Source organism: Prevotella sp. DNF00663 (assembly GCF_001553265.1).
In the GTDB taxonomy this organism is placed as follows: Bacteria; Bacteroidota; Bacteroidia; order Bacteroidales; family Bacteroidaceae; genus Prevotella.
On the sequence record NZ_KQ960639.1, the window covers coordinates 1 to 15,863 of the forward strand.

At 46.6% G+C, this 15,863-nt stretch carries 13 protein-coding genes; 10 read left to right on the top strand and 3 right to left on the bottom strand.

What is annotated here, in order from left to right:
* Positions 1-122 precede the first annotated feature (122 nt).
* From recG to HMPREF3034_RS08235, 3 genes are all read right to left on the bottom strand, one after another.
* Positions 123-2,225, bottom strand: coding sequence for an ATP-dependent DNA helicase RecG (recG, locus tag HMPREF3034_RS08225; protein WP_062434724.1), 2,103 nt, complete (start codon positions 2,223-2,225; stop codon positions 123-125).
* 83 nt (positions 2,226-2,308) lie between these two features.
* Entirely contained in the window at positions 2,309-2,980 is a 672-nt protein-coding gene (locus HMPREF3034_RS08230; RefSeq protein ID WP_062434727.1) for a 2-C-methyl-D-erythritol 4-phosphate cytidylyltransferase, read from the bottom strand.
* A gap of 493 nt (positions 2,981-3,473) precedes the next feature.
* Positions 3,474-4,040, bottom strand: a complete 567-nt coding sequence (locus HMPREF3034_RS08235) for a DJ-1 family glyoxalase III (protein WP_036896636.1) — start codon at positions 4,038-4,040, stop codon at positions 3,474-3,476.
* A gap of 132 nt (positions 4,041-4,172) precedes the next feature.
* On the opposite strand from HMPREF3034_RS08235, the gene HMPREF3034_RS08240 reads away from it, so the two are divergent.
* The 10 genes from HMPREF3034_RS08240 to HMPREF3034_RS08285 all read left to right on the top strand — a co-directional run bounded on the left by HMPREF3034_RS08240 (position 4,173) and on the right by HMPREF3034_RS08285 (position 15,196).
* The gene (locus tag HMPREF3034_RS08240) at positions 4,173-5,060 is read left to right on the top strand and encodes an NAD kinase (RefSeq protein WP_036896635.1); all 888 of its coding nucleotides are present in this window, start codon (positions 4,173-4,175) and stop codon (positions 5,058-5,060) included.
* Positions 5,061-5,266: 206 nt separating this feature from the next.
* Positions 5,267-6,943 carry an ABC transporter ATP-binding protein gene (locus tag HMPREF3034_RS08245; protein WP_062434730.1) on the top strand — a complete coding sequence of 559 codons (1,677 nt, stop codon included), beginning with the start codon at positions 5,267-5,269 and terminating at the stop codon, positions 6,941-6,943.
* 58 nt (positions 6,944-7,001) lie between these two features.
* Positions 7,002-7,721 (top strand): ABC transporter ATP-binding protein, encoded by a 720-nt coding sequence (locus tag HMPREF3034_RS08250; RefSeq protein WP_062434739.1) that lies wholly within the window; start codon positions 7,002-7,004, stop codon positions 7,719-7,721.
* A 10-nt stretch (positions 7,722-7,731) separates the two neighbouring features.
* A complete protein-coding gene (locus HMPREF3034_RS08255) occupies positions 7,732-8,991 on the top strand; it encodes an ABC transporter permease (protein WP_062434733.1) in 1,260 nt (419 codons plus the stop codon).
* 4 nt (positions 8,992-8,995) lie between these two features.
* The gene (locus HMPREF3034_RS08260; protein ID WP_036896632.1) at positions 8,996-10,240 is read left to right on the top strand and encodes an ABC transporter permease; all 1,245 of its coding nucleotides are present in this window, start codon (positions 8,996-8,998) and stop codon (positions 10,238-10,240) included.
* Positions 10,241-10,384: 144 nt separating this feature from the next.
* Entirely contained in the window at positions 10,385-11,485 is a 1,101-nt protein-coding gene (locus HMPREF3034_RS08265; RefSeq protein WP_036896631.1) for an efflux RND transporter periplasmic adaptor subunit, read from the top strand.
* Between the two features lie 53 nt (positions 11,486-11,538).
* Entirely contained in the window at positions 11,539-11,922 is a 384-nt protein-coding gene (locus HMPREF3034_RS08270; RefSeq protein WP_036896630.1) for a GtrA family protein, read from the top strand.
* Positions 11,919-13,358 (top strand): DUF6080 domain-containing protein, encoded by a 1,440-nt coding sequence (locus HMPREF3034_RS08275; protein WP_062434736.1) that lies wholly within the window; start codon positions 11,919-11,921, stop codon positions 13,356-13,358. Before HMPREF3034_RS08270 ends, HMPREF3034_RS08275 begins: the two co-directional genes overlap by 4 nt.
* On the top strand, positions 13,355-14,716 hold the full coding sequence (locus HMPREF3034_RS08280; RefSeq protein WP_036896628.1) for a DUF6080 domain-containing protein: 1,362 nt from the start codon (positions 13,355-13,357) through the stop codon (positions 14,714-14,716). Before HMPREF3034_RS08275 ends, HMPREF3034_RS08280 begins: the two co-directional genes overlap by 4 nt.
* A 282-nt stretch (positions 14,717-14,998) precedes the next feature.
* Positions 14,999-15,196, top strand: coding sequence for a hypothetical protein (locus tag HMPREF3034_RS08285; RefSeq protein WP_036896627.1), 198 nt, complete (start codon positions 14,999-15,001; stop codon positions 15,194-15,196).
* Positions 15,197-15,863: the final 667 nt, after the last annotated feature.

The following is a 15,863-nucleotide window of genomic DNA, read 5'->3' on the forward strand; positions in this document are numbered from 1 at the left end:
AGAGAGTATATCAATTTTGACACACCCTCTTTGTTGTTTAAGGATAATGAAAGATTTGCGAACTTTCTATCGTCCAATCCACTTTAATTCTGAAGTCCCTTATTTAAGCCCCTATGGAGGCCCTACGATATGGCTGCCCAATTGATATTAGTGCGTCGAAGCTCCTTTAGGCGATTCCAAAGGATGGCATTTTGAGGGCTCTGACAGCCGGGGTCGGCATCAATAATCTTCTGTGCCTCATTGCGAGCGAGTTGTACTATCTGCCCGTCACGAGCTATATCGGCAATCTTGAGGTCGAAGGCTATACCGCTCTGTTGTGTTCCTTCCAAGTCGCCGGGACCACGTAGCTTCAGGTCGGCCTCTGCTATTTCGAAACCATCGTTGGTTCCACACATGATATCAATGCGTTTTCGGCTCTCGTCGGCCAGCTTGTAGTGGGTCACAAGAATGCAATACGACTGCTTAGCACCGCGTCCCACGCGTCCTCGCAATTGATGCAATTGCGACAGACCAAAGCGCTGTGCGTCGAGAATCACCATTACCGAGGCATTCGGAACGTTTACACCCACCTCTATCACAGTGGTTGCCACGAGTATCTGTGTCTCTCCTTTCACAAACCGAGCCATCTCTTCTTCCTTCTCTTTCGACTTCATCTGTCCATGAATCTTGCTCAGTTTGAATTCCGGGAATACCTCGCGTAATGTTTCATATCCCTCTTCCAGATTCTTTAGGTCGCTTTTCTCGCTCTCTTTGATGAGTGGAAATACGATGTAAGCCTGTCGCCCTTGTCGTATCTGTTGTCGTATTCCGTTGTACAGACTCGTCGTTTGCGTGTCGTATTTATGGACAGTCATGATGGGTTTACGCCCCGGTGGCAACTCATCTATTACACTTACGTCCAAATCACCGTATATTGTCATGGCCAAAGTACGCGGTATCGGTGTGGCTGTCATCACGAGAATATGAGGCGGATTCTCCGCTTTCGACCATAAACGCGCACGTTGCTCTACGCCAAAACGATGTTGCTCGTCGACCACAGCAAGTCCTAATCGGGCAAACTGCACCGTATCTTCGATGATGGCATGTGTTCCGGCGAGTATTTTTACCTCGCCGTTTTTCAGTCCTTCCAGCACTTCGCGACGTTTCTTCCCTTTTACCACGCCTGTCAACAACTCGCAACGAATATCCATTCCGTGCAGAAATTCGCGGATGGTAGCCAAGTGTTGCTCGGCTAAAATTTCCGTTGGTGCCATGATACAAGCTTGATAGCCGTTGTCAATGGCAATGAGCATGGACATCAGAGCGACGAGTGTCTTGCCCGATCCCACGTCGCCTTGCAACAAACGATTCATTTGTCGCCCGCTCTTCATGTCGTCTCTAATCTCGTGCATCACGCGTTTTTGCGCTCCGGTAAGCGGAAATGGCAAGTTGTGATGGTAGAAATCGTTGAACTCTTTACCCACATGGGCAAAGATGTTACCGCGATATTTACGGCGATGGTCGCTGGCATAGCGCAGAATGTTGAGTTGGACGAAGAAGAGTTCTTCAAATTTCAAGCGCACTTGAGCGCGTTGTAAGCGCTCTATACTCTGTGGATAATGGATGGTGCGGAAAGCCTCTTCACGCGGAATTAAATGGAGTGATTCAGTGATGAAAGGCGGTAGGGTCTCCGGAATACTGCTTTCCGGTAACTTGTCGATGAGCGTACGAGTGAGTTTTTCAATGTTGCGCGATGTCATCCCGTGGTCTTTCATCTTGTCGGAAGTGTGGTAATACGGTTGCATTCCCATCTGTCCGAGTTGCAGATTATCGGCCGGTTCTATCTCCGGGTGGGCGAACTGGTAGCGTCCTTGATACACCGTAGGCTTGCCGAAGACGATGTACTCCACACCTATCTTATACGTCTTGTAGATGTATTGTGCCCCTCTGAACCATACCAAATCAACCACACCACGTCCGTCGGAGAAGTGGGCCACCACGCGTTTCTTACGTCCTCCCATTGAGAACTCGTCAAAACTAAGGATGCGTCCTTTGATTTGGACGAATGGTAGTGTACCGCTAAGTTCGTTGATAGGATAGATATGTGTACGGTCTACATATTTATATGGGTAGTGTTGCAATAGGTCATACCATGTCGTGATGCCGAGTTCCTTGCTCAGCATCTCTTTCTTCTTGGGGCCAACACCTGGAAGATACATGATATCTTGTGACAGAATGGAATACATAGCACCTAATGCGACCTCTCCCTTGTTCCTCTCCCTAGAAGAGGGGGAGTCTTTATGTAATGCGTTGTTATTTTTTTATGAATTCAATTTCTTACTAAACTCTCAGCAACCATCAAGTCATAAGGCGTGGTAAGTTTGATGTTCTCGCGGTTTCCCTCGACGATTGCCACGTTGCATCCAAGGCTTTCTATCACCGAAGCATCGTCTGTGAACGAGTCTCGATAAGGTTGGTTGAAGGCTTGACGTAGCAACGCGATGTCGAACACCTGCGGTGTTTGGACGATGCGATAATCACTTCGTTGCACGTTGTGCCCTCCTTCGTGGCTATCTACATAGCGAAGTGTGTCTATAACAGGCATTACCGGAATAGCAGCGTATTCTTCCTCGGCAGCTTCGTAGCATCGTTCGATGGTTTCCAACGATACGAAAGGACGCACACCATCGTGTATGCCTGCGAGTCCTTCTGCATCGGTCGGGATAGCAGAGAGTCCGTTTTTAGACGACTCAAAACGCGTACTGCCACCATCCACTATCGTATGTGCGATGTGGAAGTCGTGTTCCCGACATAGTTGTTGCCAATATTCGTGCTGGTCGTGTGGTAATACGAGGATGATTCCCATGTCTGAATCGTACTCATGGAATCGCTCAATAGTGCGCATGAGTACCGGTTTCCCTGCCACGGGTAGAAACTGTTTGGGTATCTCTCCACCCATTCGGAGGCCTTTTCCTCCTGCTACAATGATGATATAGTTCATATTTCCGTTTTCCAATCTTCCATCCTTGAGGGTGGGTGTGGACTATTTGTTATCTATGGATTCTGTTCGCGATTCTTCTTTTATAGCCAGTTTGTGGCAAAGATAAGTTTGTTACATCCTTATGAGACGGTAGATCTACCGTCTCTACAGTTGTAATTCCACCTCAATCTTAATCTTGTATCTCTAATTGTCAACTTAGAGAGTTCCCTTGCCTTTGCTAATGGGGAGTACCTATCGGCACTCTAACCTTTATGATTCTTTCTTTCCCGGCGGTTTTCGCTTTGCTCCAACCATCGGCTAACGCTGGTATAGCCACTTTGTGGCTCGCTGTTTGCCTTATTTCTTAACACCAAGGACAAATACTACTCGCCCCAACGGACAACAAATGAAGCTACTGAATACCCTCATTCTGTCCTCCCTCTCCTTGGTAGAGGGGCAGGGAGAGGCCCTTATTAATCCTCCCTCCCCTTTTGGGGAGGGTTGGGGTGGGGCTTTACTTCCTCTCCATCAGGTGTGCATACTGCATCTTTACCTCATAGTTTTTCACGCGTTCGTCGCCTATGAAGTAGCTTAGGATGCGATAAGCATAGGGGAATGTGGCAGCCGGACCTTCGCCTGTGATGATGTTTCCATCCTCTTGGAAGAGTTGAGCGGTGTATTCTGCACCGTCCATATACTTCTCGAAGCCCGGTGAGCAAGTTGCTTTACGACCATGCAACAGACCTAGACTGCCGAGAACCATGGGTGCGGCACAGATGGCACCGATACGTTTGCCTTTGGCATTCTGTTCGGTTAAGGCCTTGCGCACGCCTTCGTGCTCGTTCAGATTGGTTGCTCCGGGTAGTCCACCCGGCAACAATAGCATGTCAGCATCGCTTAAATCGGCGTTCTCGAACAATAAATCGGCTTTGATAGTGACGCCGTGTGATGAAGTCACCAATTCTGAACCGGTTACGCTTACGGTCTGGATAGCGACTCCACCGCGACGCAAGATGTCTACCGGAAGCAAGGCTTCGATCTCTTCGAAACCGTCAGCTAGAAATTCATATACTTTTGCCATAATTCTTAAACTATATAATGCTTTGTCCGTAAAAAATACTATTTTTGCATAGTTAATGTATTTGCAAATATACTAAATGTTTGTGATTTAGTGGTGTTTGACGGCTATTAAAGAATCAAAAATATAATGATAATGTCAGGTCAGCAACTTCGTTTCGCCATTTTCGGAAACAGTTATCAAGCCAGCAAGGCCACTTGTGCGGAGAATATTCTTGGCGAGTTGCATGCACGCGGCGCTGAAGTCTATATGGAGCGCAGTTTTTATAATGTCTTGACACTGCAAGGAAAGCTATCTATTCAGGTGTCTGGCATCTTCGATGACTACAATTTCGATGTAGACTATGTGGTCTCTATCGGTGGAGACGGGACTTTCTTGAAGGCTGCTAAGAAGGTGGGAGCCAAGGCAATCCCTATCGTTGGAGTTAACATGGGGCGTCTTGGATTCTTGGCCGACGTGTTGCCGAGCGAGATAAAAGAGGCTTTCGACGAGATATATGAGGGGCGTTGTAAGGTGGAAGAACATACGGTGTTGCAGCTGATAACCGATGGTGAACCATTGGAAGGCTGTCCTTTCGCCCTCAACGACATTGCGGTGCTGAAACGAGATACGGCTTCGATGATTTCTATTCACACCAGTGTAGACGATGAATTCCTTGTCACTTATCAGGCAGATGGACTTGTGGTGTCTACACCTACGGGTAGTACGGCTTACAATTTGTCGAATGGTGGTCCCATTATTGCTCCCCATACCAATAGTATCTGTATGACACCGGTGGCTCCACACAGCCTAAACATCCGTCCTATTGTCATTGGTGACGACCGAGAGATAACGATAGAGGTGGAGAGTAGGTCGCATAATTATCTCGTAGCTATTGATGGTCGCTCGGAGAAATTGCTCGAAAGTACGCGCCTTATCATTCGTAAAGCACCTTACACCGTTCGCATCGTGCAGAGAAACAAGCATCGTTACTCTGCCACACTGCGTGAGAAGTTGATGTGGGGAGCTGATCAAAGGGGATAGAAGCCCCCCCTGACCCTTCCCAAAGGTGGAGGGAGTGTTAATAAGAACCTCACCCCAGCCCTCTCCTAAGGAGAGGGAGTGCAGAATGAAAGATTGGGCTACAACTGTAGAGACGGTAGGCCTACCGTCTCATAAGGAGAAAAGGTAATCGTAAAGTCCTAAGTTGCCTTTCTTCCCTACCTTGTTTTATATAATAAATAGAAAGTATGAACATACGAAACTTACTGCATATCCCACCGGCTAAATATCCCATCCGTACCATATTAAAATGGTTATGGCGGTCATGGCACGGCAATCACACGCAAGCGGTGCTGAATGCCATCGTGGGTTTGCTGTCTGTGGGCATCAGCTTGTTGCAGGTTTGGGCTGTACAACATGCCATTGATGTGGCTTCGGGAGTGGTAGAGGGGAGTCTGTACGTAGCCATCGGCTTGATGGGAGGGCTGATACTCTGCGACTTTTCCATGTCTGTTGCTACCGTATGGATACGCAATGTACTAGGTATCAAAGCCCAGAACAGGATGCAACAACGGATGCTCGGCCGTATTCTGAGGTCGGTATGGGGTGGTCGCGAACAGTTCCATTCGGGCGATGTATTGAACCGTTTGGAGATGGATGTGAATAATGTGGTGAACTTCCTGACCGAGGTGATACCCAATACACTATCTGTTGTGGCCATGTTTGTGGGTGCTTTCTGCTATCTTTTCTCTATGGATAAATGGCTGGCTGTGGCTATTGTAGCCATATTACCCATTTTCTTGTCGGTAAGCAAACTCTATATTGGACGCATGCGCAACCTCACCCGACAGGTAAGAGAGAGCGATAGCAAGGTACAAAGTTTGTTGCAAGAGACCTTACAACATCGCATGCTTATCAAAACATTGGAGAGCGACGACACCATGATAGACCTATTGGAAGGGCAACAAGGTGAATTGCGTCGCCGTGTGATGCACCGTACACGGTTTAGTGTGTTCAGTTATCTGATGGTGAACTTCGGCTTTTCAGTAGGTTATCTGCTCGCTTTCTTCTGGGCAGCCGTCCGTTTGGCGGCGCATACCCTGTCATTTGGCGGTATGACAGCGTTCCTCCAACTGGTCAACAGAATCCAAAAACCGGCGCGAAATCTCGTGAATCTAGTACCCTCTTTCGTCTCTGTCTTCACGGCAGCAGAACGTTTGATGGAGTTGGAAGAGAACCCTTTGGAAGAACAAGGAGATGCTGTGGAGATGCCGTCACCCTGTGGTATTCGCCTACGGAACGTCACTTACGGTTACGACGATGCCAAAAACAATGTCATCGAGCATCTAGACTTTGATTTCAAACCCGGAACATGCACAGGTGTGAAAGGCGAGACAGGCGCCGGAAAGACCACATTGATTCGGATGTTGTTGGCCTTAGTGGCACCCAAAGAAGGACAAATAGAAATCTATCATGGTGACCGTAGCGAGCGACTATCGCCCCTACATCGTTGTAATTTTGTCTATGTGCCGCAAGGCAATACGCTGTTGAGCGGTACTATTCGCGATAACTTACTGTTGGGTAAAGTCGATGCCACCGACGAAGAATTGGAAGATGTATTACAACAGAGTTGTGCCGACTTTGTATTCGACCTGCCCGACGGGCTTGATACCGTTTGTGGAGAGCAGGGAGCGGGACTGAGTGAAGGACAGGCACAGCGTATCGGGATAGCTCGAAGTCTTTTGCGACCGGGCAGTATCCTCGTGTTTGATGAGGCTACCTCAGCACTTGACCTTGATACGGAGAGGGAGTTGCTACAGCATATATTATCATCTCACCATAAGACGGTGATATTTATAACGCATCGTCCGGCTGTGCTTGATTATTGTAATCAAATCCTTCAAATCAATAAAATTCCGAGTTAATGTGCGAAAATTGAGTTGCGCTGCAACTTACCAGTCTACTATGACGTCAAAAAGCTATATGATTCATCTCAACGATATTAATAAAACCTACTTCGGGGCACAACCGCTTCACGTGTTGAAAGGTATCAGTCTCGATATTGAAGAGGGAGAATTCGTCTCTATTATGGGCGCTTCGGGTTCTGGAAAATCCACTCTTCTGAATATATTAGGTATTCTTGACAACTATGATACCGGTGAATATACATTGGCCGGAACGCTTATCAAGAATCTATCAGAGAAGCGTGCGGCCGAATATCGTAATCGCTTTATCGGCTTTATCTTTCAAAGTTTCAACCTGATAGGGTTCAAGACAGCTGTGGAGAATGTGGAGTTGCCTTTGTTCTATCAAGGTGTTGGGCGCAAGCAACGGCATCGTATGGCCATGGAATACCTCGACAGACTGGGATTGGCACAGTGGGCTGAGCACTATCCCAATGAACTTTCGGGCGGTCAGAAGCAACGTGTGGCTATTGCACGGGCGCTTATCACGCAACCCAGAGTGATATTGGCCGATGAACCGACGGGTGCTTTGGATTCTAAAACCAGTGTAGAGGTGATGGAATTGTTGAAGCAATTGCATGCCGACGAACATAAAACGATAGTCGTAGTGACGCACGAAAGCGGTGTAGCCAATGAGACTGATAAGATTATTCATATCAAAGACGGACTCATAGGAAGTATCGAAGAGAACATCGACCACAAGGCTAGTCCGTTCGGAATCAATGGATATATGAAGTAATGCGAGCATCATGAGAGATATAATTGCCGAAATATGGTCTACTAGTAAGCGCAATAAGCTGCGTACAACGCTCACAGGTTTTGCGGTGGCATGGGGTATCTTTATGCTCATCTTCCTGCTGGGAGCGGGCAACGGACTCATCCATGCCACGGAAGAGAACTCCGGTAGATTTCTCGATAACTCCATGGTGGTGTTTGGCGGACAGACTTCCAAAGGCTATCAAGGATTAAAAGAAGGTAGGCAAATAGCCTTGAATGATGCTGATATGAACACCACAAAGAAGCGATATAGCAAGAATATGTTGAATGTGGGAGCTAAAATATCGGCCGGCAACATTAATGTGGCATTGGGAGAAAACTATATTTCGAGTACGTTGCAGGGTGTTCATGCCAACTATGCAGAGATAGATAAGAAAGAAATGCTTTACGGCCGTTTCATCAATGAGCTTGATAATGAGGACACTCGTAAGGTAATGGTTATCAGTGAGAGTCAGGCCAAGGAGTTGATGCCGAGACATATAGACCGTTTGGTGGGTCGGTATGTGAAGGTAGATAGTTTGGCTTACCACGTGATAGGTATCTATAAGAGTGATCAAAGTGAGATGAATGCCGACTGTTATGCCCCGTTTAATACCGTACGTGTGATTTATCAAAAAGGTGATAAAGTGGGGAATGTCGTCTTTGCTTTCCAAGGTTTGGAGACCGAGAAAGCCAATAAAGATTTTGAAGAATCCTATAGAGCCAGTCTCAATAGAAACCATCAGGCTGCTCCTGACGATGAAGAGGCCGTCTGGATATGGAATAGATTCACCCAAGCATTGCAGATGAACACCGGTATGGGCATTATCCGAACCGCTCTTTGGGTTATAGGTATCTTCACACTATTAAGTGGTATCGTGGGCGTATCGAATATTATGCTCATTACAGTCAAAGAACGTACACGCGAGTTTGGTATCCGTAAGGCCATCGGAGCGAAGCCTTCATCCATCTTAAAGCTCATTATTATCGAGAGTGTTATCATTACTACGTTCTTCGGGTACATTGGTATGATGATGGGAATGGTGGCTAATCAAATTATGGATGCCACTATCGGGCACGAAAAGATAGATTCCGGGCTGTTCACTTTGCAGATGTTTGTTAATCCGACAGTTGGTTTCGACGTGTGTGTGGAAGCGACTTTGGTGATGGTATTGGCCGGAACGTTGGCCGGATTGATTCCCGCTCGTAAGGCAGCACATATTAGACCGATTGAAGCATTAAGGGCTGAATAACGCTATGAGGATAGATTTAGATACATACAAAGAAATACTCGATACGCTCACACGCAATAAGAGCCGTTCGTTCTTGACTGGATTCGGTATCTTTTGGGGGGTGTTCATGCTGGTAGCCCTTATCGGTGGTGGCAACGGAATGAAGGAAATGCTGTCTAAAAACTTCTCCGGATTTGCCTCAAATTCCGCTATTATCTTTGCACAGAATACCACGAAGGCGTATGCCGGTTATCGGAAAGGCCGTTCATGGTATATGGATTACAAGGATGTGGAGCGTCTGAAAGCGCAGATTCCGGAGATAGATATAGTCTCACCGATGCTCAGTCAATGGGGCAGATTTGCCGTTGTGGGCGATAAGAAAGCTTCGTGTACGGTGAAAGGATTGCAAGCTGACTATGTGAAAGTGGAAGAACCGCAGATTTACTATGGCCGCTATCTAAATCAAATGGATATACAGCAGGGGCGTAAAGTGTGTGTAATAGGCAAGAAAGTGTATAAGACGCTCTTCCCAAATGGTGGAGATCCTTGTGGACAATTGGTGCGTATAGATTCCATCTATTATAATATTGTGGGTGTAGATTATAGTACCGGTAACATAAGTATCAATGGAAGCACGCAAGAGAGTGTCATTATCCCTATTACAATGATGCGCCAAGCCTACAACACGGGAGACCAAGTACATCTTATTTGCGTTACGGGAAAGCGCGGAGTGAAGATGGGTGAGATTACCAATCGGATGCGTGAAGTGGTTGCAAGAGCCCATCGCGTGGATCCAACTGACGAGAAGGCTATTACGATATTCAATACCGAAGTGATGTTTGGTATGGTAGATAACTTGTTCCAAGGCGTCAATTTCCTCATTTGGTTGGTGGGAATAGGAACTTTATTGGCTGGAGCCATCGGGGTATCTAATATCATGATGGTGACTGTAAGGGAACGAACGACCGAGATAGGCATTCGTCGTGCTATCGGAGCAACCCCCTGTAACATCCTCGGACAAATCATCTCAGAGAGTGTATTGCTTACGGCTGTGGCGGGGATGAGCGGCATTCTCTTTGCCGTACTCATCCTTCAGTTGCTCGAAATGGGTAATACTACCGGTGGAGTAGTCTCAGCTCATTTCCAAGTGGGCTTCTGGACAGCTTTGGGAGCAACGGTTTTCATCAGTATCTTAGGCGTATTGGCAGGCTTGGCACCTGCCGGAAGAGCTATGAGTATCAAACCGGTAGATGCTATGAGAGATGAGTAAAGCCCCCACCTCGGCTCTTCCCAAAGGGGGAGAGAGACGATATTGAAGTGCTGAAACAATGAACATAAAATAATAAACAACTACTTCTATCCCCTTGTTTCTCTATGATTAGAGGGGAAGAAACAGAAGATTTAAAGCGAAGAAATGAAAAAGTATTGGAAATTTGTGGTCGCTGCATTGGTTCTATGTCTCTTTGTTGGAACCTTTGTATTTCTTTGGATTAAGTCGCAACCTACTGCCGACGTGTATAGCGAGTTCACTCCTAAGGTGATGAACTTGAAGAAAACCACCGTCGTAACGGGTAAGATAGAGCCGCGCAATGAGGTAAACGTGAAGCCACAGATAAGTGGTATCATTACCGAATTGTTGAAAGAAGCCGGTCAAACAGTGCAAGCTGGTGAGATAATAGCCAAGGTAAAGGTGATTCCCGATATGGGGCAGTTGGCCAATGCACAAGCTCGTGTGCGCTTATCTCAAATCAATGTGAAGCAAGCACAGGTAGACTATGCCCGCGAAAAACAACTCTTTGACAAAGGATTGGTGGCAGCCGATGAGTATGATAAGATAGCTCAAGCCTTGAAGCAAGCCAAAGAAGAGGTGCAAGCTGCTGCCGATAACCTCGAAGTGGTGCGCGATGGTGTATCTAAGAGCAATGCCAATACGAGTAGCACTCTCATCCGTTCCACCATCAGTGGGCTCATATTGGATGTCCCTGTCAAGGTAGGTAACACCGTTATCCTTAGCAATACGTTCAACGATGGTACCACAATTGCCACCGTTGCTAATATGTCCGATTTGATATTCCGCGGTAATATTGACGAGACAGAGGTCGGTCAACTGGTTTCGGGCATGCCGATGAAGATCACAATTGGCGCTCTACGGAATTCCAGCTTGAAGGCTAACCTCGAATATATCTCCCCTAAAGCGGTAGAAAGTAATGGTGCTAACCAGTTTGAAATCAAAGCAGCTGTTACCGAGATAGGCGGTACTCATATCCGTAGTGGCTACAGTGCCAATGCCGAAATCGTGCTGGCTGCTGCCAATCATGTGCTTACTATCCCCGAAAGTGCCATCGAATTCCAAGGCAGCAAGTCTTATGTCTATATCATTGGGGGCAAAGGTGATAAGAAAACCTATACCAAACGTGCCATCACAACAGGTTTGAGCGATGGTATTAATATTGAGGTGAAGAGTGGACTTTCTACTCGTGACAAGGTGCGTGGGCCGAAGGTAGTGAAAGAATAATCCACGCTTTCATCACCACTTTGCCGAATTTCCATTACCTTTGCACGATATTGATGAGATCATACAGGGTGAATAAGCAGTTCGGAGAAATCATACGGTTTGGTATTGTCGGTGGGTTGGCCACGTTGTTGCAATATGGTATCTACCTGTTATTGCTCAAGCAGATGGGACACAATCCCGCCATGACGATAGGATATGCCATTAGTTTCATCTTTAACTATTTGGCCAGCACTTACTTTACGTTCCGTGTGAAAGCCAGCGCCAAGCGTGGTGCGGGCTTTGCCTTGTCGCATGTGGTCAACTATCTGCTTCAGATGGGTACGCTCAACTTCTTCTTGTGGGTGGGTGTTCCGAAGACGTTGGCTCCTATTCCGATGTTCTGCGTGTGCGTACCTGTCAACTTTCTCTTGGTCAGATATTTCTTAAAGCGCAAATGAAACGTATCTTTGGCATCTTCAGAATCAAGTATGAAGAGCGTTGGCCGGCGTTCTTCGTATTCTTGACGACCCTCTTGCTCAATGCATTGGTCATTATCAAGTATGCCGATAGATTCCTTCTTCCGGCCGAAAATTATCACAAACTCTTTGTAGCCAACTTCCATGTGTCGGGTTACGACCCCTTGACCTATGCCGTATTGTCGCATTGGTTCACGGAGTATAACATCTATCGACACCCGTTGTTGGCCTTTTTCATGTACCTCCCTGCGCAACTCAACCAAGCATTGATGGCTCTTACGGGTATCAATTGTGCCCCTTTTATCATGGCTGTTATCCTGCTATTGGGTGCCCTCTATAGTTTTATCTTTCTCTATCGTATACTCCGCGAAGTCATTGAGTTGCCACAATTCGATGCCACACTGCTGTCGCTCATGCTGTTCAGTTTTGCTTATGTGCTGGTATCGGTGTGTGTGCCCGATCATTTTTCGCTCTCCATGTTCATGCTTCTGTTGACACTTTACGTCAGCGGAAAGAAACTCAAGCAGCATAAACCCTTCACGAAGTGGCAGACAATCCTCTTCTTTCTCGTTACAGCAGGCATCTCGCTCAATAACGGATTGAAAGTGTTTATGGCCAATTGGTTTGTGAATGGGCGTCGATTCTTCCGTCCGCTCAATCTTGTTTTGGCCATTCTTGTGCCCTCATTGTTGATATGGGTGTTTGCCCGAATGGAGTATCACGAATATCAATATCCGCGTTGGAAGGCACGCAAGGTGGCACAAAAGCGAGCTAAAGATAAAGAACGAGCGCAGTTGGTAGCTCAATTTACCAAGGATTGGCCAGCTTGGGATTCTACTAAGGTGGCTCATGCTGCCGACTCGGTGATGAAGATTCGTGCATGGGAGAAGAAGCATGCCAATGATAAGAAACCGATGAATGCCCACCAAGGTAAGCCGGTGAAGAAGGGCGAATTCTGGTCGTGGACCGATATAACGACCTCACGCACAGCCACAGCCGTGGAAAATCTCTTCGGCGAGTCTATCTTGTTGCACCAAGACTATTTGTTGGGTGATACGTTGACCGGGCGACCTGTCATCGTCAATTATCGTTGGTGGACGAACTATGTGATTGAAGGCGTGTTGGTGGTGTGTTTCCTCTTGGGACTTTGGATAGGGCGTCGCAACCGCCTGATGTGGTTGGCAGTCTCGTTCTTTGCTCTTGATATGATGATACACATGGCTTTGGGATTCGGTATAAATGAGGTTTATATCATGAGTCCACATTGGGCTTTCGTGTTCCCCATCGTATTAGCGTGCCTTGTCAAAGGCGTTCCACGCCGTTTCCTGTTGCCGTTGCGTGGCTTGTTAGGACTCATAACGGTTTATTGCTTCGTCTATAATGTGGTCTTAATCATAGAATATTTGGCATTCTTATGAATATTTTCCGACTGAAAAACGAGGAACGTTGGATAGCCCTCGTGACTTTCTTGGTAGTGGTGGCTTTGCTCTTTGTGATGATTCAGCAGTATTCGCCGCTGTTCCTCAAGGGTGGTAGGTTAGGGTTTTGGACTATCTTCTCACGCCATTTCCGCATGTCGGGCTACGATTGTTGGTCGTATATCACCCTGTCTAACCTGCGTATTCATTTCGAGACCAGTCGTCATCCGTTGTTCTTGTCCATTCTTTATCCGCTCTATTTGCTCAATCAGGAACTGATGTACAACACGGGTAGTAACTATGCGGTCTACCTTATAGGAGCATTGACTACATTTTGTGCTGTTTATTCCATCGTCTTTATCTATCGACTACATCGAGATGTTATGGGGCTAAGGTTGTGGGACGCCCTGTTGCTGACGCTTCTCTTCTATAGTTTCGGGCATATCATGGTCGCCTTGTTGGTACCTGACCACTTCGTACTCTCCCTTTTCTTGCTGTCTATGACCTTGTATATTGTTGGGAAAGCTATGCGTGAGCATCGCCGATTGCCCTTGTGGCAGTGGACGATATTACTTTTTCTCACGGCCGGTGTGACGCTTACCAATGGCGCAAAGACTCTGTTGGCAGCCTTGTTTGTTGACGGCAAGCGTGTGTTTCGTTGGCGAATAGTGGTATTTGGAGGCGTGTTGCCACTTGTAGCACTTGTGAGTATCTATCTTTTCCAATACCATACGTACGAAGTTCCGCAGCAACAAGCCATACATCATATAGAAGTAAAACAGCGTGAGAAGAATCCTGACGAACTGACTAAGCGTACAGCACAGCGCGACAAATGGATGGCGGAACATTCGGGTAGCCCCATAGCCAACCTACCACTGTTGAGTATGACCGATGTAACCACCTCGCGTGTGCAGACATTGGTGGAGAATTTCTTCGGTGAACCTATTCAGTTGCACCGTGACCATTTGTTGGAAGACGTATCGTTCACTCGCCCTGTGTTCGTGAGTTATCGGTCGATTGTGAATTATGTGGTTGAGGCTGTCATTGTCTTGCTATTTATCGTGGGCCTGTGGATGGGTCGCCACGACCGCTTCATGCTCATGGTCATGTCGTGGATGATGGTGGATGTGGTGTTACACTTAGTATTAGGCTTCGGCATTAACGAAGTATATATTATGTCGGCCGACTGGATTTTCATCATCCCATTGGCTTTTGCGTGTCTTTTCAAAAGCACCCATGGACCTTTACAAATAGGCCTTCGCGCCACCACATGGTTGCTTACGTTGTATCTTTTGGCTTGGAACAGCACTCTATTGATACACTATCTACAAATACCCTATACACAGTTGGTTCGCTGAAAGGCCGTGGCAACAATGCTGCCTCGCCTTTGCAGCCTCACTGATTGGATTAGGCAGCAACGCTGCGAAGCCTCTGCAGTGATGAATAGACAAATTATCGGTAAATATTTTATTTGTTGCAAATATAGCCTAAACGTTGATAGAACGTTGGGAGAATTCTCCTAAACACGCTATAGGAAATCCCTAAAGGTGCGAGGGGAATTTCCAAAAACCAATAGCAGCTCATGGCTTATCCGAATTAAATGTGTAAATTCGCAATATTAATACGTAAGATATTCAGCAATGGAACAAGAACAAATCGATGATTATCGCGCTGCTGTGTTGGCGGCTATGCTTGCTACGCCGGGTAAAAACGGCGAGCCAAAGGTGTCGGAGAAGGAAGCTCGCGACATACTTGATACTTTTACCGACGACGAACTCGCCTTCGGCATGCCCTATGTCAGCCCAGAAGAAATGGCTGAAACACTGTTGGAGGGGTGAAAAAGATGCCGGCGATGCAATTGATGAGTTGCAATAGCTGGCATACTAAAACAGAATTAACACTATATCTAATAAACACCTATCTCATCAATACATAGATACCCTTGCAGGCCTTTTCCCATGTGCCACGTTGGTAGATGCTTTTCAGAGCCTATTTGTACTCTTACATAGCGTGCTTGTGTCGGAGGAAAAATTAAAGAAAGTGTAGGCATGCCGTCGGGTGAGTCTTCTTTTAAGGGGGGATTCTGTGGATCTTATCTCTCTAAAGGTTGTCCCGTCATTTGAAATTAAAACTTTGAAGCTTCTAGCATCAAAAGCCCATTCGTTCTTTATAACACAAACATTGAAATCTACTTTCTGAATAATAGCCGGTTTTAGCAAGTCTATTGTAACATCTACATCGAAACCGTCGAATGAAAGCCAACGGCCTGAGTTGAATTCTTGATACCCTCGTATTCCATCAATGAGCATAATGGGGCTATAATGAAGTAATGGGGCTGATGGTTCTATAGGGTGTTTGGACGTTATTGGCTTAGAAGTCGCGAGATTGACATGGACGCAGAGTCAAATTGCTCCATGACCCGAAAAGAATCCCCCAAAAGGAGTGAGTCTCTCAGATTTAATTTGTATCTTCGCCATGTCTATCGTCGGATTCTCTTGTTTTTTT